The organism is Actinobacillus vicugnae, assembly GCF_901687125.1.
Classification (GTDB): domain Bacteria; phylum Pseudomonadota; class Gammaproteobacteria; order Enterobacterales; family Pasteurellaceae; genus Actinobacillus; species Actinobacillus vicugnae.
This window is the reverse complement of record NZ_CABFJY010000022.1, coordinates 137,101-158,501: the sequence shown is the minus strand read 5'-3', so window position 1 is coordinate 158,501 and position 21,401 is coordinate 137,101. Positions and strand designations below refer to the sequence as shown.

Here is a 21,401-nt window from a genome sequence, read left to right as displayed (position 1 = left end):
AATCAAGTTTAGTTTGTGCTGTAGGCATCTTCATCTCGTTCGCCTAAAGGTTTAAGCAGAGTGAAGAACAGTACGATGCAAACAACAGTTGAAGCTAAACCTAAGTAAACTGAAAGGTTATAATCTAAACCGAAGCCAATTTTGTTGTAGAACAGATAGGTAGCACATACGGTAGTAATAAACCATGCAGGGATTGAGCATACCCAGTGGAATTTTTTGTAGCGATATAAATAAGCGGCTGCCGTCCAAAGCATTACCATTGCAGTCATTTGGTTTGCCCAAGTGAAGTAACGCCATAACACGCTAAAATCAATTTTTGATACAAAAAAGCCTAACGCAAATAATGGGATTGCAATCATTAAACGTTTTACTAATGAGCGTTGATCAACATTAAAGATTTCCGCAAGTTGTAAACGTGCTGCACGGAATGCAGTATCACCAGAGGTAATAGGTAATACCACAACACCTAAAATAGCAAAGATACCACCAATAAAACCTAAGAAGTGCATTGAGCTATCGTACACGACTTTAGACGGAGAGCCTGCTGAGATAGCATCTTGTAATGCTTGTGGGTTCTCATAGAATGCAAGACCTACCATACACCATACTAATGCAATCACACCTTCAGTAATCATTGCACCGTAGAAAATAAAACGACCTTCGCTTTCATTTTCTGCACAACGCGCCATTAATGGTGTTTGAGTTGCGTGGAAACCAGATAATGCGCCACAAGAAATAGTTAAGAATAATAGCGGCCAAATTGGTACATCGCCTTTCGGTTGGAAGTTTTGGCTGAATTTTTCCCAAGTTAAACCTTGACCATCTGCATTAATCGTACGGAAGAAATCAATTGGGTCTTGTGCGCTTAAATGAGATGACACTAAACCATATACCATGCCAATAGACATAAATAGCAATAATGCGCCAAAGAATGGGTAGATACGACCGATGATTTTATCTACAGGTAGGAGTGTTGCTAAGATATAGTAAGCAAAGATGATAAACGTCCAAAGGCTGATTACAGTTGCTTTATCCATACCCCAAACAATTACGCCACCTGCTGTCACAGCTTCTTGAACAGACTCTACATCACCTAATTGGATTGCCCCTGAAGTTGCACCTGCAACATCCATGGTAATCGTAGCCATCAATTGTGCTGGGCTTGCTACGAATACCACACCTACAAGTAATAACAGCACAAGTGCCATAACGTTGATAAAGACTTTAACAGGGCGACCTAAGAATTTTCCTGCCAATACAGGCATTGTTGCACCACCATTACGGATACTTAACATACCGCAGAAGTAGTCGTGTACCGCACCCGCAAAGATACAGCCAATTACAATCCAAATCATTGCAACAGGCCCATATAATGCACCAAGGATTGGACCAAAAATTGGGCCTGTTCCTGCGATATTTAATAACTGAATTAGCCAAATTTTCGTTTTTGACATTGGCATATAATCAACACCATCATTCATTGCATAAGCAGGTGTTGTTTTTTTCGGATTAATTACGAAGATTTTTTCGATAATTTTTCCATAAACAAAGTAGCCAAGTACGAGGACTGCTACACAGAAAAAGAACCACAACATAATAACGGTAACCTTATAAAATTTTGAATTTGAAAGACAAATCGCCAAAAGGCGTTGTATTTTAGTGATATATGTGAATAAAGTAAATCAAGCTTGTAATCATTAATAAGTATTTATGTGAGAAATGTGAATCGCTTCAAATTGTTGCATAAAACTTATTCGTTAAAAATGAATAGCTACTAGGTTTATATACTAGTAGCTATTTTCTAGTTATTTATTTCGTTTTTGTTCAAACGTATTAAGTAGCTGATTAATTTGCTCATTACTAAAGATTTCAGTAAGAGTATGACTTAACTTACGGCGCCAGTTTGGATATTCCGTGCTTGTGCCAGGAATATTTACTGGCTCTAACATATTTAACCAATCCTCTGGTTGAGTGCCAAATAAAGCGCTATTGGTATCAGCGACATAGCTTTGTAATTGGTGTACAAACTGTAAACTTACTCCTTCGCTATCTTTTGCAAGATCTTGGACTTTTTCGACCGCTTGTCGAATCGCTTCCTTATTGAAATGGCGATTTTGTTTCAAGATATTCAACACTTTTTCACTTGGGTAGACCCCAAATTTTTCGCCCAAATCAAAATCATAGCCTTTCCAATAGCCTTGCACTGTTGGTAAATCGTGAGTACTTAATGTGGTCATCGCTTGATACGGATAATTGGTTAGTGGTTTGCTACCGTGTTGATCCCATTCAAAATAGAAAATGTTATAGGCAAGAATACCTTTTTCTTGCAATTTTTGCAGCATACCTTTCGGTACTGTACCGAGCGCTTCGGCAATAATTAAGCATTGATTTCGTTGGCTTTCTAACGCCAAAATTGCTAATAAATCCTCCAATGGATAACGCACATAAGCGCCGTTTTTAGCCGAATCACCTTTTGCCACCCACCACATTCTCGCAAAGCCAAGAATATGATCGATGCGCAATGCGCCACAATCTTTCATATTGGCTCGCAATAACTCAATATAAGGTTGATAACCTCTTGTTTGTAGCACTTCAGGATGCATTGGTGAAAGTCCCCAATTTTGCCCATTTGGCGCCATAATATCAGGCGGAGCGCCAATGGAAGCATCTAGTACAAATAATTGCTTATCAGCCCAAGTTTCTGCACCATTATCAGCAACACCGACCGCTAAATCTCGGTAAAAACCAATCGGCATATTCAATGCTTTTGTCAATTGATTACACGCTTTTAATTGTTGTTGCGCTACAAATTGTAACCACATATAAAAACGGACTAATTCACTTTGCTCAATTTGGAATGATTGGACCGCTTCTAAATGATAATCCTGATACTGTTTTTCCCAGAAATTCCAGCCCCATTGTTCGCTAAATTGGGTTGATAGCCAGTGATGAAGCGCATCGAATGTCGCTTGAATTTTTAAGCTCTCGCCATATTCAGCAATAAATTGCTCAAATGCTTGTTGGTCTTGTTGCACAAAAGTAGCATAAGCAAGATGTAGCCCCTCAAGTTTTAGCCACATCACTTGCGAATAATCCACATACTCTTTGTTTCTTGCTTGTGAGAGTTGTTGCTGGATTTCGCGAGAATTGAACCACAACTGTGCTTGTTCAGATTGCTGAAATGCCTCAATCGCCGTTACATCAATATAAATAATATTCTGCCATAAACGAGAAGAAGGGCTGTAAGGACTAGCTCCTTCAGGGTTGGCAGGAAACAGTGCATGAATTGGGTTTAATCCGACAAAATCACCGCCTTTTTCAGCAATCTTATGTAAGAAGTTTTTTAAATCGCTAAAATCCCCAATTCCCCAGTTCCGTTCAGAACGAAGCGTGTAAAGTTGTAAAATTGCGCCCCATAATTTCTGTTTTTGTTGTAACTCAATTGGCTGATAAGCCGTTTTAGGTGTGATAATTAAGCGGCATCCAACAGAATGCCTCTCTCCTTCAAGTTGCAATTGGTGATAGCCTAATGGCAAATCGCACGGTAAGTTAATCGCATTTCGTTTGACTTTGCCACTTAATATTTCCCCGTTTTCAAGTTGTAATTGCCAATGAGCTTGTAAATATTGGCTACGATTTGCAAGATTTAGTCGAATATAGACCGCTTGTCCTTCTGTTACGACTTTTACAGGGGGCAACAGTTTAGTACTTTGTGGCTTGCCTAAGCGTTTCGCAATTTTTTTGCGCACCTCAAGGCTTGCATAGCGACGACGGCCATATTCATCAAAAAAATAAGAATTAAGATAAGGGTGAAGCGATTTCATTGTTATTTTCCTTTTTTGCTTGTGTAAGGATAGCCTTACAAGCGGTCATTTTTTACTAATTTTTTGCAAATCGGAGGAGGCTCCTCCGATCATTACGGTTTAGCCTTTTACTCCACCAGCGGTTAAGCCACCGACTAACCAACGCTGTGCCAATAAGAATACGAGGGTAATTGGAATCGCCGACAAAATTGCGGCAGCAGCAAAATCACCCCAAAGATAATTTTGTGGATGCAAATATTGCTGCATACCAACTGCGAGAGTGTAGTTTTCTACATCACGCAACAAGAGTGAAGCGACAGGGACTTCGATAATGCTTGAGATAAATGACAAGATAAATACTACCGCTAAAATTGGTACAGAAAGTGGTAATAAAATTAAGCGGAAAGTTTGCCATGGGCTTGCACCATCAAGTGCGGCGGCTTCTTCTAGCGATTTATCAATTGTTTCAAAATAGCCTTTGATGGTCCAAACGTGCATTGCAATCCCACCTAAATAAGCAAAGATTACCCCACCATGTGTATTTAACCCTAAGAACGGAATATAGTCGCTTAAGCGGTCAAATAACGCATATAATGCAACCAATGAAAGCACTGCAGGGAACATTTGGAAAATCAACATTGACTTCAACAACACGCTCTTACCCGCAAAGCGTAAGCGAGCGAATGCATAAGCTGCGGTGGTGGAAAGTGCCAATGTAATTAATGCCGTGATTCCCGCTACTTTTACAGAGTTCCATAACCAAAGTAATACGGGGAATGGCGGTGGCGTTACGCTACCATCTGCGTGTATGACGCTGATGCCAAGTGCTAATTTCCAATGCTCTAGTGAAATTTCACTTGGAATCAATTCACCGATTGCTAAATTACCAGGGCGTAACGAAATACCGATAATCATCAGCATCGGGAATAAAATCACAGCACAAAAGCAGATTAAAAAAAGGTGCGTAGAAAACAAACGCAATTTCATGGATTTAGGTTGAACAATAGCCATAATGAATATCCTCTTTAATGCCCTTTCTATATGCTGAAAGGGCAAGGAAGTGTAAAACTAGTCTTGTGATAATTTAGTCATTCTGATTTGGAATAAAGCTAATCCACTTACCAGTAAGAAGATGATCACAGCAATCGCAGCAGCTAAGCCAAAATCTTGCGTGCCACTGCCTTCAAAGGCAATACGATAGGTATAACTTACTAATAAGTCGGTATGCCCTGCTGGGGTGGTTGTTCCCACCATATTTGGCCCACCGTTAGTTAATAATTGAATAAGTACGAAGTTATTAAAGTTGAAAGCAAAACTTGCAATCATTAATGGCATAAGCGGTTTAACTAATAATGGCATCGTAATTTTGGTGAAGTTTTGCCATACCGTTGCGCCATCAATAGCGGAAGCTTCGTATAAATCATGTGGAATCGCTTTAAGTAAGCCCATGCACACAATCATCATATAAGGGTAACCGAGCCAAGTATTCACAATCAGCAACATCGCTTTAGCTAAAAATGGATCATTAAACCATTCTGGGCGAATGCCGAATAATTGATTCAAGATAAGGTTAATTTCACCAAAACTTTGGTTAAATAACCCTTTGAATACCAAGATTGAAATAAAGCCTGGTACAGCATAAGGCAAGATCAGTAGTAAGCGATAAACTGCTTTGCCTTTTAGCGCCTCCCATTGCACTAATGAAGCAAAAACCATGCCGAGTAGCGTAGTAAAAATGACCGTTAAAAGCGCAAACACCACAGTCCAGATAAAAATTTTAATAAATGGTTCTTGTACGCCATCATCGGTGAGAATTTTGACAAAGTTTTGCCAACCAACTGAAACGGTATAGCCTGGTTCTAGACGGTTACCAATAAATTGCCCTTGTTCATCAATAGGTTGAAAAAAGCCAATATCATCATTTGGTTTATAACGTTCGCCCGTTTCATGATTGGTTAAAATTTGGGTTTGCCCATCAAAGTGATAGCGAGCTTTTTGCTCTGCAAATTGACGAAGCGAGCTCATCGTCACAATTTGTTCAGTTGGCAATAGTACTTTTATTGCTTGTAATTTCGTTCTGTTTTGCGTCACTGCTTTTAATGGTGCAACAGCGCTATTTGGCAGTTGCTCCACTTCATTCATCGTTAATTCTTCAGGAAGTGTGTCGAATACAAGCGGTTCAGAAAGGTAATTTTTTTGCGAATTAGGATTAGTTAGTGCAATTTGATACTGATTCTCGCCCGCTTGTAATAACTTGAAATTTAAGTGTTCACCTGAAGCATAGGTTTGGCTTTGTAACTGACGAACAACTTGTTCGAAATTGAGTTGGTTTGAGCCACTGTAATTAGTAAACGCAATCACAACGGTGCAAATCAATGGAAATAGCACAAAAATTCCCATGGCAGCAACACCAGGATAGACATAGCGCCAACGATAAGTTGCTTGATTTGAAAAAATATAAATCCCCGCTGTGACAACCACTAATACCAGCAATGCAAACAAGATTTCACCTTGCAAATAAATAGTGAATACGAGATAGAAAGAAAGTAGATAAAGTAATCCGATAAAGAGACGTTTAGCCCAAAGTTGGGAAGGGGGCATTGTATTTGATGTTGGCATAGTTGTTTCCCCTAAGTTTGTTGATGGGAGATATAGGACGCCATTAATGGCGTCCTGACAAGAGATTAGCAAGAACTATTCTTTTTCGATTTTTGCTTGTGCTTCATCAAGCGCCGCTTTTACTGATTGACGACCTGTAGTTGCATTATTAATTGCCGCTTTTTCTGAATACCAGAAACGACTCATTTGCGGAATATTTGGCATAATTTCACCATTTTCTGCATTTGTCATTGTTGCTGCAATACGAGGATCTTTCGCTAATTTTTCTTGGAAAGATTTCAGCGCAACAGCGCCTAATGGAGCATCTTTATTTACCGTGGTTAATCCTTCATCGGTTAATAAATAGTTTTCTAAGAACTCTTTAGCTAAATCTTGATTTGGGCTAGAAGCATTTACCGCTGCGCTTAATACACCAACAAATGGTTTAGAGGCTTTGCCATTAAGGGTAGGTAAAACCGCTACACCATAATTGATTCCGCTTTTTTCGATATTTGCCCAAGACCATGGACCATTAATGGTTAAAGCGGTATTACCTTTATTAAATGCCGCTTCTGAAACCGCATAATCCATATCGGCATTAATCACTTTTTTGTTTACGAGATCAACCACAAATTGTAAACCTTTTTGTGCACCTTCGTTATTTACACCAATATCTTTTACATCATAACCATTTGGTGTCACTTTAAATGCATAAGCGCCTTGAGATGAAATGACCGGCCATGTGAAATACGGTTCTTGTAAATTCCACATAATTGCGCTCTTACCTTTAGCTTTAAGATCTTTATCTAGCTGTTCAATTTCTTCCCAAGTTTTCGGTGGCGTCGCAACGAGATCTTTGTTATAAATTAAAGAAATTGCTTCAATTGCGATTGGGTATGCGATCTGTTTACCGTTATATTTATTTGCTTCCCAACCAATATCTGATAATTTTGCTTTAAATTCAGCACTTGGTTTTACTTCAGCAAGTAAGCCTGCTTGCGCATAGCCACCGAAACGGTCGTGAGCAAAAATAATGACATCAGGGCCATCGCCAGTTGAAGCAACTTGTGAGAATAATTCTTCTAATTTTCCAGGGTGTTCTACTACTACTTTTACGCCTGTTTCTGCTTCAAATTTTTTACCTACTTCAGCTAGGCCGTTATAGCCCTTATCGGCACTAATCCAAATATTGAGCTGACCTTCCACAATTTTTGCATTGACGCCTTGAGCAACACAGAGTCCAGTTAATACAGCTAATGCGGTTTTAGTGAGTTTTTTCATAGGGTTTTCCTCATTTGATTTGACAAGTAGATCAGTTTTCTGACCTTTTACGCATAACATAATAAAAAATTCTTTTGTCATTTCATCCTCCCCCTCTCTCCTCCCTATAACTGAATTTATTGATTTAGTTCACAGATTTGCAAACGTTTGCTTTTTTTGTGAAATCGATCACACTTTTCAAGCATTTTTTTGTGATCTAATTCACAAAAAAACAGAATAAAAACATAAACTTGAGCAATGAAAAAAATTATCGAAAGTATGATGTGGAAAGCATAAAAATCCGTAAACTACCAAGCAAATTTAAATTGGAGAGGACAAAAACATGACAGATGTACGATTGGTAAACGTGTGCAAATCCTATGGCAATGTACATATTTCTAAAAATGTGAATTTAGAGATTAAAGATGGCGAATTTGTCGTTTTTGTTGGTCCATCAGGCTGTGGCAAATCAACTGTGTTACGCATGATCGCAGGCTTAGAAGAAATTACCTCAGGTGATCTTTTTATTGGTGATAAACGAATGAATGATGTACCACCTGCAGATCGTAATATTGGTATGGTGTTCCAATCTTATGCACTCTACCCACATCTTTCTGTGGCTGAGAATATGTCATTTGGCTTAAAACTGGCTGGCGCAAAAAAACAAGAAATCACTCAGCGTGTAAATCAAGTAGCAGAAATTTTGCAACTGGCACATTTACTTACACGTAAACCAAAAGAATTGTCAGGTGGTCAGCGTCAGCGTGTGGCGATTGGACGTACTTTAGTCTCACAACCTGAAGTCTTTTTATTAGATGAACCGCTTTCGAATTTAGATGCAGCCTTGCGCGTACAAATGCGGGTAGAAATTTCCAAATTACATAAAAAATTGGGTAGAACCATGATTTATGTAACCCACGATCAAATTGAAGCGATGACACTTGCCGACAAAATTGTAGTGTTACAAGCCCTTTCTGCAGGGAGCAACCTTTCAACTAATGTGGCACAAGTAGGTAAGCCTTTGGAACTTTATCACTATCCAGCCAATCGTTTTGTAGCTGGCTTTATTGGTTCTCCAAAAATGAATTTTTTACCTGTACGAGTCATTGATGTGCGTGAAGGTGGGGTAAAAATTGAGCTACCAGATTCAACTCATTTAAATTTCTGGGTGCCAGTAGAAAGTCATGGTGTAAAAGTGGGCGATAACCTCTCTCTCGGTATTCGACCTGAGCATTTACTTCCAAGTGATCAAAGTGAAGTAAGCATTTCAGGTGTGGTAAAAGTAGTTGAGCAGCTAGGTAATGAAACACAAGTGCATATCGAAATGCCACCTATTAAACAAAGTTTAGTTTATCGTCAAAATGACATTGTATTAGTGAAAGAAGGCGATTCAATGTCAATTGGTATTAATCCGAATCGTTGCCATCTTTTCCGTGAAGATGGCACAGCGTGTAAGCGTTTATTTGTAGAGCAAGGTGTATAAACGTCTTAAGGGTTTCCCTGAAATTTTAAGAATGAAAAAAACTGTCTGAAAAAAGAGAAAGGAGTTTCCTATGAACCTCAATAAAACAATGTTAGCAACTTTAGTTTCAAGTGCATTACTTTCAACCAGCGCATTAGCTGTTGATTTTCACGGCTACGCTCGTTCTGGTATTGGCTGGACATCTGGAGGGGGTGAGCAATCCGCATTTACTGTGAATGGTGGTGGTTCAAAATACCGTTTAGGTAATGAAGCCGAAACCTATGCAGAGCTAAAATTAGGTCAAGAGCTTTATAAAAATGGCGAAAAGTCTATTTATTTAGACACCAACGTTGCTTACTCAGTGAATCAACAAGTGGACTGGGAAGCAACTAATCCAGCATTGCGTGAAATTAACGCACAGTTTAAAAATTTTGCCGATAGCTTACCAGGCGCAACTTTATGGGCTGGTAAACGTTTCTATCAACGTCATGATGTACATATGAATGACTTCTACTATTGGGATATTTCAGGCCCAGGTGCGGGGATAGAAAATATCGATGTTGGGTTTGGTAAACTTTCTTTAGCAGTAACGCGTAATACTGAAAAAGATGGTGCGTATAGCTGGAACTATAACCCAATTAGCAAAAAATGGGAAAGTAGCCAAAACAAAAATAAAGACGTTTACAACGATGTATTTGATGTGCGTTTAGCAGGTATTGAAACTAATAAAGACGGCTCATTAGAAATCGGCTTCGACTTTGGTAATGCGCATACCAAAAATGGCGCAATCTATGAAAAAGATGCGACCAAACGTGGCTATATGGCAACCATTGAGCATACGCAAGGCAATTTCTTCGGCGGTTTTAATAAATTTACTGCGCAATATGCAAAAGATGCGATGACATCATGGAGCACAGGTCATTCACAAGGTGGTTCAGCTAATAATAAAGGCGATATGCTTCGCTTAATCAACCAAGGTGTGGTGCAAGCAAGTGATAAAGTTGAAGTGATGTATGCGTTAATTTACGAAAAAACAGACTTAGATAATAAGCAAGGCAAAACTTGGTACTCAGCGGGTATCCGTCCAATGTACAAATGGAATGAAACGATGAGTACATTATTAGAAGTCGGCTATGATCGTATTAAAGATCAAGCAACAGGCAAGAAAAATGATCTCGTGAAATATACCGTAGCGCAACAATGGCAAGCGGGTAACAGTATTTGGGCTCGCCCTGCAATCCGTGTATTTGGTACATACGCACATTGGAACGATAAATTTAACACGGCAAGTCGCACCGACGCTGGCTATAAAGCGAAAGACGGCGAATTTATTGGCGGTGTTCAATTTGAAGCATGGTGGTAAAACCAAGTTGGGGCGTAATGTTACGCCCCTTTTATACATAAGAAAGATAAAGTTGGAGAAGCATTTATGTTTCAACTCACTGAGCCTCACACAGCTAGGCTCTATGGGTTGCTCTGAATCGGAAGAGGTTATCCCTCTCCCAATTAAAATTATCTGCCATAAATGGCGGGCTTTCAACCTAAAAGGTACAAAAAATGAAAACCAAAATCGCAGTATTTTTATCAAGTGTTTTATTCACATCAGGTGTGATGGCTAACATGCCCTCTAAGGCTGATTTAAGCCGTTTTGGTTGGCAAGATGTAAACTTCTCACAAAAAATGGTCAGTGAGCTTTCAGAAAAACAAATTCGCTCATTCAGCCAAACCTTAGCAGGCACCAATAGTGCGGTGATTGGTTATAAAATTCCTGCTAATCAAGGCACATTAAAAATCAAAATTAGCAGTTTAGTGGTGGATAACAACCACATTTTTATCCCAAATGTATTGGTATTAGATTCAAATTTTAATGAGTCGCTCACTTATCCCGCTTCACAATTTAAAGTGGTAGAAGAACGAGGTTTTGAAGGCGGACAAGTTCAGACAGAATTAAGTCTTACTCCTGCCACAGGACAAGATTTTATTTATTTGTTGATTTATACCACCGAACAAGATTTAGCAGGGCAAACTAAATTTACTCACCCAGCTAAACTATATGCCAAAGCCAAAGGCAACCAACCACCCGCAATTGCGGATTTAATCGTAAAACATACGAACGCAGGACAGATCCAAATTAATGTCGATGGTATACAAAGTACCCAATTTGTTGGCTTAGGCAATGTGGTCAATGGCGGGGCATTATTTGAAGCAAAAACGACTGCTTCTCAAACAGTAGGAACAGAAAAACAAGCGGTCAAAAATCCACAAAAAATGGCAAAACCAAAAGCGGTAGAACAAACTACCGAGCAATATTTTAATCAAGCAGTAACCAACGCGCTTAAAAATAACGATATTAATAAAGCGATGAATTTGGTTAATGAGGCGGAGCAGTTAGGGCTTTCGACCCCTCGCCAAATTTTCTTAAAACAAGTTTCTACCAACAAATAGTGTTTTTTTCATTGTTATTTTGCCACTGGAGTTTCTAGTGGCTTTTTTATTTTGCTGATCAAATGGGAAGAATATTGCTAAAATTATTTTAGGCGCAGGAAAAGAACAACAGCGCCTAATGTATGTAGTGGAGGATAAATGCAAGCAACATTTTCAAGATTGATTCCAACCAAATTAATTTCCAGCAAAGTGAATCGCACCGCAAAAGCCACAGAAATGGTGGAGCGCACGTTACTATTAAATGAATTAAATCGCGCAGAATTTTACCCAATCACATTAGTCGTGGCGCCTGCAGGCTATGGAAAAACAACGCTAATCTCACAATGGAAAGAAAAGCAATTAGCTAGAAATCAGCGTATTGGTTGGTATTCGCTTGACGAAAGTGATAATAAAGTTGAACAGTTTTCTGCTTATTTTACCGCAGCCCTTTCGCACGCAACGGATTTATCTTTCAGTGGCATTACTTACCAAACCAATTTAGTTGAATATTTTTCGCAATTACTGATTCAACTTTCTGAAATTCGTAGCCATTTTTATTTGATAATTGATGATTATCATCATATTGAAAATGCCGAAATTCACGAAGCAATCCGATTTTGGCTTAAACATCAGCCACAAACTATGAGCTTGATTGTATTATCTCGTTTAACCCCGCCATTAAGTATCACCAATTTGCGGATTCATGAACAATTATTAGAGATCGACGTTCACCAGTTGGCTTTTAGTCCCAGCGAAACACGCCAATTTTTAGCGACAAAATTTAATGAGCCACTTAGTGACGACGAAGTGTTTTCACTGTGTGATCGGGTTGAAGGCTGGGCTACTGCATTGCAATTAGTCAGCCTTGCCGTGAAACAAAATCCTGAATTATTGCGCTCGCCTGAAAAGTTATTTGCGAAGCTAAATCAGCAGCATATTGCTGATTATCTAAATGAAGAGGTTTTTCATTACGTTGATCCCGAGCTCAAATTATTTATGCAACGTTGCGCTATTTTACGTTCAATGAATGAAAAATTAGTGCTAGCACTCACTAAAGATGAAAATGGCGTGAAAAAGCTTGATGAATTAGAAAAAATGGGGCTATTTATTCAGCGAATTTTACATGATGATGGCGAAATTTGGTGGAAATTTCACCCAATTTTAGCATCTTGCTTAGCACAAAGCTGTCGTTTGGAATTGCCAACTGAATGGCAAGAGCTACATAAAACTGCCTCAATGATGTGGCTGAAATTGGGCTATGGTTCTGAAGCACTTTATCATGCGCAAATGTTAGAAGACTCTCAAACGTTATACGCTATTTTGCAAGAATATGGCTGGGAGCTATTTCATCAAGGTCAACTAAAATTATTGGAAGATTGTCTTGCGCTACTTTCGGCGGAGCAACTTTGGCAAGATTCAAATTTAGTATTGCTAAAAGCATGGCTTGCGCAAAGCCAGCACCGCCATCAGGAGGTGTCAGGTATTTTGCAAAAATTTCAGCCAAATCAACCGCTTGTTGCGGATTTACAGTCACGTTTCGATGCATTAAAAGCGCAAGTGGCGATTAATGAAGGTAATGATGAGCAAGCTTATACTTTAGCGAAACAGGCATTGGTACATTTATCATCCAATTTTGGCTATGCACAAATTGTGGCAAATTCAATTATTGGCGAAGCGCAACATTGTCGAGGCTATTTAAAAGAAGGCTTGGCACAAATGCAAAAAGTAGAAAAAATGGCATTGGAGCAAAAAGCTTATCATCAGTGGTTGTGGTCAAAATTACAACAGGCTGAAATTTTATCGGCACAAGGTTTCTGGCAATCAGCATACGATCTTTTAAAAGACACCACTTTACAAGCACAGCATTTGCATCAAATTCCAATGCATGAATTTTTATTGCGTTTGAAAGGGCAAATTTTATGGGAGTGGCACCATTTAGACCAAGCAGAAGCAATGGCTAATGCAGGCATTGAAGTACTGGAAAAAGAAGGAGAGCAAGCACATTGTTTAGCATTATTAGCGAAAGTTTCGCTTACCAAAGGTGATTTAAATAATGCAGGACGTCTATTGGAGCAGTGCCGTAATTTAATTATTTCACACGCAGTACATTGGGATTGGCGCTCAACCTTTGATGAAGTGCAAATGCTCTATTGGCAAATCAGTGATGATAAATCACATCTGGAAAGCTGGCTGACCCAAGTAAGTTTACCAGCACAAGAAAACAATCACTTTTTACAACGCCAATGGCGCAATATTGCACGTTGTTATTTATTGCAAGATAACTTTGAACAAGCGTTAGATATTTTAAACCGCTTGTTACAAACTTCTGCTACCTTTAATTTAATCAGCGATACACAGCGCGCATTGATTTTACGCAACCGAGTGTTTTATCGCCAAGGTAGAGCAGATCTCGCGCAAAAAGATTTGATTCGGGCGTTGAATCTTTCACAACAAACTAATTTTATTAGCGCTTTTGTGATTGAAGGCGATTTAATGGCGCAACAAATCCGCCAACTGCTACAACTCAATGTATTAGATGAGCTTGCGATCCATAAAGCACAATTTATTTTGCGTAGTATTAATCAGCATAATCGACATAAATTTGCTCACTTTGATGAGGAGTTTGTAAATAACTTGCTGAAAAATCCACAAGTACCTGAATTGTTAAAAATTAGCCCACTTACCGCTCGAGAATGGCAAGTGTTAGGGCTGATTTATTCGGGCTACAGTAATGAGCAAATTTCACAGGAATTAGTGGTGGCGATTACTACAATTAAAACCCATATTCGCAATTTATATCAAAAAATTGGCGTGGCAAACCGCAGTGAAGCCATTGAATATACCCGTAGTTTATTAAGGATGATGGGCTATAACTAATCATAAAAAAGGGCAACAAAAAAGTTGCCCTTGCTTTTATCTAAGAAGTTATTTTTTCCAAATACGTGCTTGGTAATCACGGATTGAACGGTCTGAACTGAATGCGCCCAAACGTGCCGTATTTAGAATGGTTGATTTTAACCAAGCGGTCTGATTTTGGTAACGTTTTGCAACTTCTTGTTGCGCCTCACGATAGCTTGCAAAATCAGCTAATACGCAGAAATAGTCTTTATTTAGCAAGTCATAAACCAGTGGTTCAAAGATTTCTGGGTTACCGCCCGAAAATGAGCCGTCTGCCAACGCCTCAATCGCTTTGCGTAACACATTATCTTGTTGATAGTAGTCGCGAGAAACATAACCTTTTTCACGCAACTCACGCACCGATTCAACCGTATGACCAAAAATGACCACATTTTCTTCGCCTGCAAATTCAGCAATTTCTACGTTTGCACCGTCTAATGTACCTAAAGTAATTGCGCCATTTAATGCCAATTTCATATTACCCGTACCAGAAGCTTCTTTACCTGCCAATGAAATTTGTTCTGATACATCCGCTGCTGGAATAATTTTCTCCGCCAGACTTACGCTGTAGTTTGGTAAAAATGCCACCTGTAATTTGCCTTGCATATCAGGATCGTTATTGATCACGTGTGCCACATTATTAATCGCTTGGATAATTTGTTTCGCCATAAAATAACCTGGCGCAGCCTTACCAGCAAAAATAAACACTCGAGGCACAAATTCCATATTTGGATTAGCTTTAAGCGCTTGGTATGTGGCAATGATATTTAATAAATTCAAATGTTGGCGTTTATATTCATGGAAACGTTTAATTTGTACATCAAAAATCGCATTTTGATTAACTTGAATCCCGAGTGTTGCTTCAATAACTTTCGCCAATGCCTGTTTATTTTGTTGCTTAATTTGTGCGTAAGCGGTCTGAAATTCTCCATTTTCTGCAAGCGGTTCAATTTGGCGTAATAATTCCAAATTTTGTGTCCAATCGCCGTCGATATGTTGATCGAGCAATGCACTTAATAACGGATTGGCTTGGCGAATCCAACGGCGAGGGGTAATACCGTTTGTTACATTATGGAATCTGTCGTTAAACAATTTGGCATAACTAGGGAATAAATCGCTAACCACTAAATCCGAATGAATCTGTGCCACACCATTTACCGCAAACGAGCCAACCACACATAGATTTGCCATACACACTTTGTTATTAGCAATCACCGCCGTTTCATTCCAAACATTTGCAAATTCTTGCTCACTGAAGCAAGCTTTAACTTGTCGGTATAACTCGAGATTGATTCGCTCAATAATAATCAAATGGCGAGGCAATAATTTGGCTACCAGATTTTGCTCCCATTGTTCCAGTGCTTCAGGTAATAAGGTGTGGTTAGTATAAGCGAATACTTTTGAGCAAATCGCCCATGCTTTTTCCCAACTGTAGTCATATTGGTCGAGCAATAAGCGCATTAATTCTGGAATCGCTATCGCTGGGTGAGTGTCATTTAATTGAATCACCTCAAATTCAGGCAATTGCTCGAGCGTTCTGCCTTTTGCCAAATGATTTTTAATAATATCTGCCACCGAACAAGCGCAGTGGAAATATTGTTGCATTAAACGTAATTCTTTACCATTTTGGTGATTGTCGTTCGGGTAGAGTACTTTGGTAATTTTTGAAGCATCAATCACAGCTGCTTCTGAATCTAAATATTCACCGTCATTAAATTTAGCTAAATCAAAAGCGGTTTCGCTATAACCTTGCCATAGACGTAATGGCTGTTGTACGCCTTTATAGCCGATAACAGGTAGATCGAATGCTTCGCCGTAAATTACCCATTCTGGTTGCCATTCATATTTATCGCCTACAATATGGTGAACTTCGCCCGCAAAACCGACCGCTTGGCGAAAGTCTGCACGGTGTGATTGCAACGGATAGAAATCACGCCCCCACGCATCGCCTTGTTCGTGTTGTCTGCCAGCCCAATCAAAACTTTGTTTGAATAAGCCGTATTGATAATGCAAGCCATAGCCAACTGCAGGTTGTGCAATACTTGCCATTGAATCTAAATAGCAAGCGGCAAGTCGTCCTAGCCCACCATTACCAAAAGCAGGATCAGTTTCTTGTTCTAAAATATCTACTAATGTTTTGCCATATTTTGCGAGTTTATCCACCACATATTGATAAACACCGAGATTTTGTAAATTGTTGCCGAGTAAACGCCCAACCAAAAATTCCATTGAGAGATAATTGACTTTACGGGTGTCTGCAAGCGGTTGATTTTTCGGGAAAAATTGCAATGCAGCTTGATGAGCAACTTGTGCCACCAATTGATACCATTGTTGTTCAGATAATTGGGCTGGTGTTAGAGAACGTTCTGCACAATAGTCTTGTAAGTGACGTTCGAATAATTCGGAAAATTGCGCTGTGATCGCCATAGTTTTTCTCCAATAAAGTAAAATTTTCGCTATTATCAAAAAGCAACTGCACAAAAAAATCCTCCCCACTAAAATTAGTCAGGGAGGATTGAGTAGTAGGACTATACCGATGACGATTTTTCGGTTTTAGTTTGTGCAGATTGTGGTTTAGGTTCTCTTTCAGGATCAAACTTCACCACAGGCACACAGCCACGGCAAGCACCTTGATTTACACCGAGTTCTTCGCAAAATTTATCGTATTTTGCGAGCATTTTTTTAAACCAGTTCTGTGGTTTATCTGATGAGTTACTAGACATCGTTAACCTCGTCTATTCCGTTATTATGTAGCTGTTATACAAAGAGTCTTGGTAGAGGCAAACCATGTTCGCCTCTACATCGTGGAGATAACTAATCACGGAAATTGTTAAATTGGAATGGCTGACCAAGCTCTGCGCCTTTCACTAATTGAATCGCCGCTTGTAAATCATCACGAGATTTACCCGTTACACGCACCTGATCACCCTGAATTTGGGTTTGTACTTTGATTTTCGAATCTTTGATCAATTTTGTGATCTTCTTCGCCATTTCGGTTTCAATGCCTTGTTTTAATTTAATCTCTTTTGAATAGAGTTTGCCATGGTGTTCAGCTTCACTTGGAATATCAAGTGAGTTGTGTTCAATACCACGTTTTACGCAAGAACCGATTAAAATTTCAATTAATTGTTCTAATTGGAAGTCTGATTCAGTGGTTAATTTAATACTTTCGTTTTTTTCATTAAGCTCAATAATAGCTTCAACACCACGGAAGTCATAACGTGTGCTTAAGACACGGTTAGCATTTTCAACCGCATTACGCACTTCGTGCATAGTGATTTCAGATACAATATCAAAAGATGGCATAATACATTTCCTTTTAATTAAACAAGTTTTTCGCATTGAGCAACACACACAATGCGGTTAAGTCACCAAAGTTTATCACAAATTTAGCCTGTTCTTGAACAGTTGGTTTTGCGTGTAGCGCAACACCAAGTGCAGCGGTTTTGATCATCGGCAGATCGTTCGCCCCATCACCCATTGCCACCCACTGATGTTGTGGAATCTGATACTGTTTACCTAACTTTGCGAGCGTTTCCGCTTTATATTGCGCATCAACCACTTTGCCCAGCACCACGCCTGTTAATTCACCATCAATAATTTCTAGCTGATTAGAAACCGCATGATCCAACTGATATTTTTCTTTTAAGTAATCAGCAAAATAATCAAAGCCACCAGAGGCAATTGCTAATTTCCAACCATACGATTTTAGCTCGCTTACCATTTGCTCAAAGCCGTCCATAAGCGGTAGATTTTCTCGTACGGTTTGCAAAATGCTTTCAGGGGCGTTTTCTAGCGTGCCAACGCGTTTACGCAAACTTTGTTCAAAATCGAGTTCACCACGCATAGCACTTGCAGTAATTGCCGAAACAATTTCACCTGAGCCAGCCAGTTTAGCAATTTCGTCAATACATTCAATTTTGATGGCAGTAGAATCCATATCCATCACTAATAAACCCACTTGTGCAAGATTTGGCTCAATAGCTAAATCAGCCACATCAGCCTCAATTTGTGCTGCATTAGCACGTAAATTATAAGCGGTTAAATTTGTCGAAAAAAATGCAATTTTATAGCCAAAATAGACCGCTTGTTTTAGCAGCTGCGCATTGGTTTGTGCGGAGAATTGGTTGATTTGCTGTTCAGAAAGTTGCTTGGAAAAGATAAAAATCGTGTTTGGCATAGTGTTCTCTTTTTAATAGACATTTGGATGTTGTACATAGATAATGCGTGTTTGAATTATCTATTATCAACTATTTATTAGCAATTAATCTATGTATTTACCCCGTGAAAAAATCGTGAAAATCGGTTTGCTTGCCAGCATCAGTGCGTTGTGCGTGATAATTGTAAGTGTGATTTTAAACGGTGTTAACCAGTTTAAATTAGGTTCACAACTGGCGAGTGTTAATCAGGTCTCTAACCTTTCGCACCTTTTGGTGCGTCAACAAGCCAATTTATTTTCGCTGATGTTAATGAAAAATGTAAAAAATGAAGAACTGATAGAAGCGCTTGGCGCTTTTTCGAAAGAAGAATTTGTGATTGATGCGAGTTTATATTCACCATCTGGTACGCTGATTGCACAAAGCCAAAATGCGCTAGAGCTTAAAGCGTTATTGAAACAAAATAGCAGTGCTGACACCAAGCAAATCGCCACACAACAAATTGTAGAACCCATTATTTCTCAACAAGATTTGGTCGGCTTTTTGCGAGTTACGTTTGATGCAGAATATGGACAGACCACTAAAAGCAAAGTAGAGCGAATTTTCCATCAATTATACGGACAGCTGATTATTTTGGTTTTAGTTGGGGTATTATTAGCGAGTAGTTATCACTATTTCTTCCGCCGTAAAGCGAGCGTGATACATTCACCAATTAAATTGCCAACCATTGCAACTAAAAGCCAAGCGCAACGTTTTCATTCACGCCGTCGTGCATTTAGACGTAAGTAATCGCTTGGAAAGCGATTGTAATTTAGGCTTAGGAGAGTATAATAGACCCCGTTTTTTTATTTATACCCACCCCTAATTAAAGAGGAATTCATGGCTAAAGAAGATTGCATTGAGATGCAAGGTACAATTTTAGAAACCTTACCAAATACAATGTTTCGTGTGGAATTAGAAAACGGTCACGTGGTTACCGCACACATTTCAGGCAAAATGCGTAAAAACTATATCCGTATTTTAACTGGCGATAAAGTAACTGTTGAAATGACTCCATACGATTTAAGCAAAGCACGCATTATTTTCCGTGCTCGTTAATTAAAGCTTAAAAACAAAAAACGGAAGTTGAGTGATCAACTTCCGTTTTTTGTTATTTTGCGGGCATAAATGACCGCTTGTAGCGCTATTTGTCGATAATCGCTTCTGCACAAGCAAAAGCGGACGACCACGCCCATTGGAAGTTATAGCCACCTAACCAACCCGTAACATCCAGCACTTCCCCAATAAAATAAAGCCCTTCAATGTGTTTCGCTTGCATGGTTTTTGATGAAATAAAATCCGTATCCACACCTCCCATGGTAACTTCAGCAGTGCGATAGCCTTCCGTACCATTTGGTAAAAATTGCCAATGGTGAATTAGCTGTTCTAATTGCGCTAATTCGTTTTTCGTCAATTGAGCGATCACTGTATCTTTCAGATAATGTTGCTCAAACCATAACTCAACCAGTTTCTTCGGCAAATAGCGACTTAAAACGGTTTTTAGCTGCAATTTCGGCGAAGATTGGCGTAATTCAGCTAAAATTTGACTAATTTCATTGCTTGGTAATAAATCAATCTCTACCGTTTCACCCAAATCCCAATAATTCGAAATTTGCAAAATCGCAGGGCCAGATAAGCCACGATGAGTAAACAACATTTGATTGCTAAAACTCTGCTGTCTGCAAGAGGCTCTTACGGGCAAAGCAATCCCCGAAAGACTGGCAAAATGTTTATCAGAATCTTTCCATGTAAAAGGCACAAGACTGGCACGTGGTGCAATTACAGGAATATCAAACTGCTCTGCGAGCTTATAACCAAATGAACTTGCACCTAACGCAGGCATGGACAATCCACCTGTAGCAATCACTAAATTCTCGGTTTCAAACAGCGCGCTAGCGGTCTGAATTCTAAAAGATTTTGCAAATTTTTCGACAGAAATAACCGCTTGGCGTAACAAGATTTCTACTTTACCTTTATCGCATTCTGCTTGCAGTAAATCGACAATTTGTTGAGAGCTTTCATCACAGAATAGTTGTCCAAGCTCTTTTTCGTGATAACTGATGCCATATTGCGCCACTAAGCCGATAAAATCCCAATTGGTATAACGAGCCAACGCTGATTTAACAAAATGTTTATTTTGGCTGAGGTAATGATTAGCGCTTACTTCTAAATTAGTGAAGTTACAAAAACCACCACCAGACATTAGAATTTTTCGCCCAATTTTTTTCCCTGAATCTAATACTGCAACACGCTTTCCCGCTTGCCCTAATTGTGCTGCACAAAATAACCCCGAAGCCCCAGCCCCAATAATAATTACATCAAATTGCTGCATTAGAAATTTAACACCTTATCTGCTTCAATTGTCCAATCGGCTAGTTCAATTAAAGTGCCAATTTCTACACCGTCTGCCAGCGGTAATTCTGTAATACCCCGTGCGGTGGTGCAAGTTTTACAGAGTTTAACTATTGCGCCTTGTGCAGTAAGAATTTCTAACATTTGCTGTAAGTTATAACCTTCTGCTGGGTTTTGTTTTTTCAAGCCAGCCGTAACAGAATCCGACATTAAAAACAGTTTGATTTGAGCTTGATGCTGTTCTTGAATTTGTAATGCTAAGCGTAAACCACTAAACAGCGATTCGTTGCCATATGGTGCAGAGTTGAAGATAAAGAGAAGTTTTTGCATGCTGTTTTCCTTGAAGAAGAGAATGACATAAGTTGAATATGATAAAGGACGCCAAGTATAGCGTCCTTTCCCAAACGA

Annotated in this window: 17 protein-coding genes; 6 read left to right on the top strand and 11 right to left on the bottom strand. The window is 39.2% G+C overall.

Features of this window, described 5'->3' with window-relative positions; genetic code table 11:
* Nucleotides 1-8: 8 nt before the first annotated feature.
* The 5 genes from F8M47_RS06685 to malE form a co-directional block, all read right to left on the bottom strand.
* Nucleotides 9-1,595 (bottom strand): carbon starvation CstA family protein, encoded by a 1,587-nt coding sequence (locus F8M47_RS06685; RefSeq protein ID WP_150539356.1) that lies wholly within the window; start codon nucleotides 1,593-1,595, stop codon nucleotides 9-11.
* Nucleotides 1,596-1,805: 210 nt separating this feature from the next.
* Nucleotides 1,806-3,830: a 4-alpha-glucanotransferase gene (gene malQ, locus F8M47_RS06680; RefSeq protein WP_280177517.1), complete on the bottom strand. Its 2,025-nt coding sequence runs from the start codon at nucleotides 3,828-3,830 to the stop codon at nucleotides 1,806-1,808.
* A 93-nt stretch (nucleotides 3,831-3,923) separates the two neighbouring features.
* Nucleotides 3,924-4,814 (bottom strand): maltose ABC transporter permease MalG, encoded by an 891-nt coding sequence (malG, locus tag F8M47_RS06675; RefSeq protein ID WP_150539354.1) that lies wholly within the window; start codon nucleotides 4,812-4,814, stop codon nucleotides 3,924-3,926.
* 57 nt (nucleotides 4,815-4,871) lie between these two features.
* On the bottom strand, nucleotides 4,872-6,422 hold the full coding sequence (malF, locus tag F8M47_RS06670) for a maltose ABC transporter permease MalF (RefSeq protein WP_150539353.1): 1,551 nt from the start codon (nucleotides 6,420-6,422) through the stop codon (nucleotides 4,872-4,874).
* Nucleotides 6,423-6,497: 75 nt separating this feature from the next.
* On the bottom strand, nucleotides 6,498-7,682 hold the full coding sequence (gene malE, locus F8M47_RS06665; RefSeq protein ID WP_150539352.1) for a maltose/maltodextrin ABC transporter substrate-binding protein MalE: 1,185 nt from the start codon (nucleotides 7,680-7,682) through the stop codon (nucleotides 6,498-6,500).
* Between the two features lie 322 nt (nucleotides 7,683-8,004).
* On the opposite strand from malE, the gene malK reads away from it, so the two are divergent.
* The 4 genes from malK to malT all read left to right on the top strand — a co-directional run bounded on the left by malK (nucleotide 8,005) and on the right by malT (nucleotide 14,424).
* Nucleotides 8,005-9,144, top strand: coding sequence for a maltose/maltodextrin ABC transporter ATP-binding protein MalK (gene malK, locus F8M47_RS06660; protein WP_150539351.1), 1,140 nt, complete (start codon nucleotides 8,005-8,007; stop codon nucleotides 9,142-9,144).
* Between the two features lie 70 nt (nucleotides 9,145-9,214).
* Nucleotides 9,215-10,486: a maltoporin gene (locus tag F8M47_RS06655; RefSeq protein WP_150539350.1), complete on the top strand. Its 1,272-nt coding sequence runs from the start codon at nucleotides 9,215-9,217 to the stop codon at nucleotides 10,484-10,486.
* Between the two features lie 194 nt (nucleotides 10,487-10,680).
* Nucleotides 10,681-11,568, top strand: coding sequence for a maltose operon protein MalM (malM, locus tag F8M47_RS06650; RefSeq protein ID WP_150539349.1), 888 nt, complete (start codon nucleotides 10,681-10,683; stop codon nucleotides 11,566-11,568).
* A 138-nt stretch (nucleotides 11,569-11,706) separates the two neighbouring features.
* Nucleotides 11,707-14,424, top strand: a complete 2,718-nt coding sequence (gene malT, locus F8M47_RS06645) for an HTH-type transcriptional regulator MalT (RefSeq protein ID WP_150539348.1) — start codon at nucleotides 11,707-11,709, stop codon at nucleotides 14,422-14,424.
* Nucleotides 14,425-14,472: 48 nt separating this feature from the next.
* Here the strand turns inward: malT and glgP are convergent, their stop codons facing one another.
* The 4 genes from glgP to serB form a co-directional block, all read right to left on the bottom strand.
* Nucleotides 14,473-16,872: a glycogen/starch/alpha-glucan family phosphorylase gene (gene glgP / locus F8M47_RS06640; protein ID WP_150539347.1), complete on the bottom strand. Its 2,400-nt coding sequence runs from the start codon at nucleotides 16,870-16,872 to the stop codon at nucleotides 14,473-14,475.
* 101 nt (nucleotides 16,873-16,973) lie between these two features.
* A complete protein-coding gene (locus F8M47_RS06635; protein ID WP_150539346.1) occupies nucleotides 16,974-17,168 on the bottom strand; it encodes a DUF5363 domain-containing protein in 195 nt (64 codons plus the stop codon).
* A 91-nt stretch (nucleotides 17,169-17,259) separates the two neighbouring features.
* Nucleotides 17,260-17,751, bottom strand: a complete 492-nt coding sequence (locus F8M47_RS06630; protein WP_150539345.1) for a YajQ family cyclic di-GMP-binding protein — start codon at nucleotides 17,749-17,751, stop codon at nucleotides 17,260-17,262.
* A gap of 13 nt (nucleotides 17,752-17,764) precedes the next feature.
* Nucleotides 17,765-18,625 carry a phosphoserine phosphatase SerB gene (serB, locus tag F8M47_RS06625; RefSeq protein WP_150539344.1) on the bottom strand — a complete coding sequence of 287 codons (861 nt, stop codon included), beginning with the start codon at nucleotides 18,623-18,625 and terminating at the stop codon, nucleotides 17,765-17,767.
* 91 nt (nucleotides 18,626-18,716) lie between these two features.
* Between serB and F8M47_RS06620 the strand changes: the two genes are divergently transcribed.
* Nucleotides 18,717-19,391, top strand: coding sequence for a YtjB family periplasmic protein (locus F8M47_RS06620; protein ID WP_150539343.1), 675 nt, complete (start codon nucleotides 18,717-18,719; stop codon nucleotides 19,389-19,391).
* A gap of 90 nt (nucleotides 19,392-19,481) precedes the next feature.
* Nucleotides 19,482-19,700 (top strand): translation initiation factor IF-1, encoded by a 219-nt coding sequence (infA, locus tag F8M47_RS06615; RefSeq protein ID WP_005598198.1) that lies wholly within the window; start codon nucleotides 19,482-19,484, stop codon nucleotides 19,698-19,700.
* 85 nt (nucleotides 19,701-19,785) lie between these two features.
* On the opposite strand, the gene F8M47_RS06610 is transcribed toward infA, so the two are convergent.
* Together F8M47_RS06610 and F8M47_RS06605 are read right to left on the bottom strand one after the other, a co-directional pair.
* Nucleotides 19,786-20,973 carry a BaiN/RdsA family NAD(P)/FAD-dependent oxidoreductase gene (locus F8M47_RS06610; RefSeq protein WP_150539342.1) on the bottom strand — a complete coding sequence of 396 codons (1,188 nt, stop codon included), beginning with the start codon at nucleotides 20,971-20,973 and terminating at the stop codon, nucleotides 19,786-19,788.
* Entirely contained in the window at nucleotides 20,973-21,323 is a 351-nt protein-coding gene (locus F8M47_RS06605; protein WP_150539341.1) for a DsrE/DsrF/TusD sulfur relay family protein, read from the bottom strand. The genes F8M47_RS06610 and F8M47_RS06605 overlap by 1 nt, the downstream gene beginning before the upstream one ends.
* Nucleotides 21,324-21,401: the final 78 nt, after the last annotated feature.

Coding starts and splice junctions, on each gene's coding strand:
- F8M47_RS06605 (WP_150539341.1), bottom strand. CDS start 21,323: ATGCAAAAACTTCTCTTTATCTTCAACTCTGCACCATATGGCAACGAA.
- malG (WP_150539354.1), bottom strand. CDS start 4,814: ATGGCTATTGTTCAACCTAAATCCATGAAATTGCGTTTGTTTTCTACG.
- F8M47_RS06655 (WP_150539350.1), top strand. CDS start 9,215: ATGAACCTCAATAAAACAATGTTAGCAACTTTAGTTTCAAGTGCATTA.
- F8M47_RS06635 (WP_150539346.1), bottom strand. CDS start 17,168: ATGTCTAGTAACTCATCAGATAAACCACAGAACTGGTTTAAAAAAATG.
- glgP (WP_150539347.1), bottom strand. CDS start 16,872: ATGGCGATCACAGCGCAATTTTCCGAATTATTCGAACGTCACTTACAA.
- F8M47_RS06610 (WP_150539342.1), bottom strand. CDS start 20,973: ATGCAGCAATTTGATGTAATTATTATTGGGGCTGGGGCTTCGGGGTTA.
- malF (WP_150539353.1), bottom strand. CDS start 6,422: ATGCCAACATCAAATACAATGCCCCCTTCCCAACTTTGGGCTAAACGT.
- serB (WP_150539344.1), bottom strand. CDS start 18,625: ATGCCAAACACGATTTTTATCTTTTCCAAGCAACTTTCTGAACAGCAA.
- malK (WP_150539351.1), top strand. CDS start 8,005: ATGACAGATGTACGATTGGTAAACGTGTGCAAATCCTATGGCAATGTA.
- F8M47_RS06620 (WP_150539343.1), top strand. CDS start 18,717: ATGTATTTACCCCGTGAAAAAATCGTGAAAATCGGTTTGCTTGCCAGC.
- F8M47_RS06685 (WP_150539356.1), bottom strand. CDS start 1,595: ATGTTGTGGTTCTTTTTCTGTGTAGCAGTCCTCGTACTTGGCTACTTT.
- malT (WP_150539348.1), top strand. CDS start 11,707: ATGCAAGCAACATTTTCAAGATTGATTCCAACCAAATTAATTTCCAGC.
- malM (WP_150539349.1), top strand. CDS start 10,681: ATGAAAACCAAAATCGCAGTATTTTTATCAAGTGTTTTATTCACATCA.
- infA (WP_005598198.1), top strand. CDS start 19,482: ATGGCTAAAGAAGATTGCATTGAGATGCAAGGTACAATTTTAGAAACC.
- F8M47_RS06630 (WP_150539345.1), bottom strand. CDS start 17,751: ATGCCATCTTTTGATATTGTATCTGAAATCACTATGCACGAAGTGCGT.
- malE (WP_150539352.1), bottom strand. CDS start 7,682: ATGAAAAAACTCACTAAAACCGCATTAGCTGTATTAACTGGACTCTGT.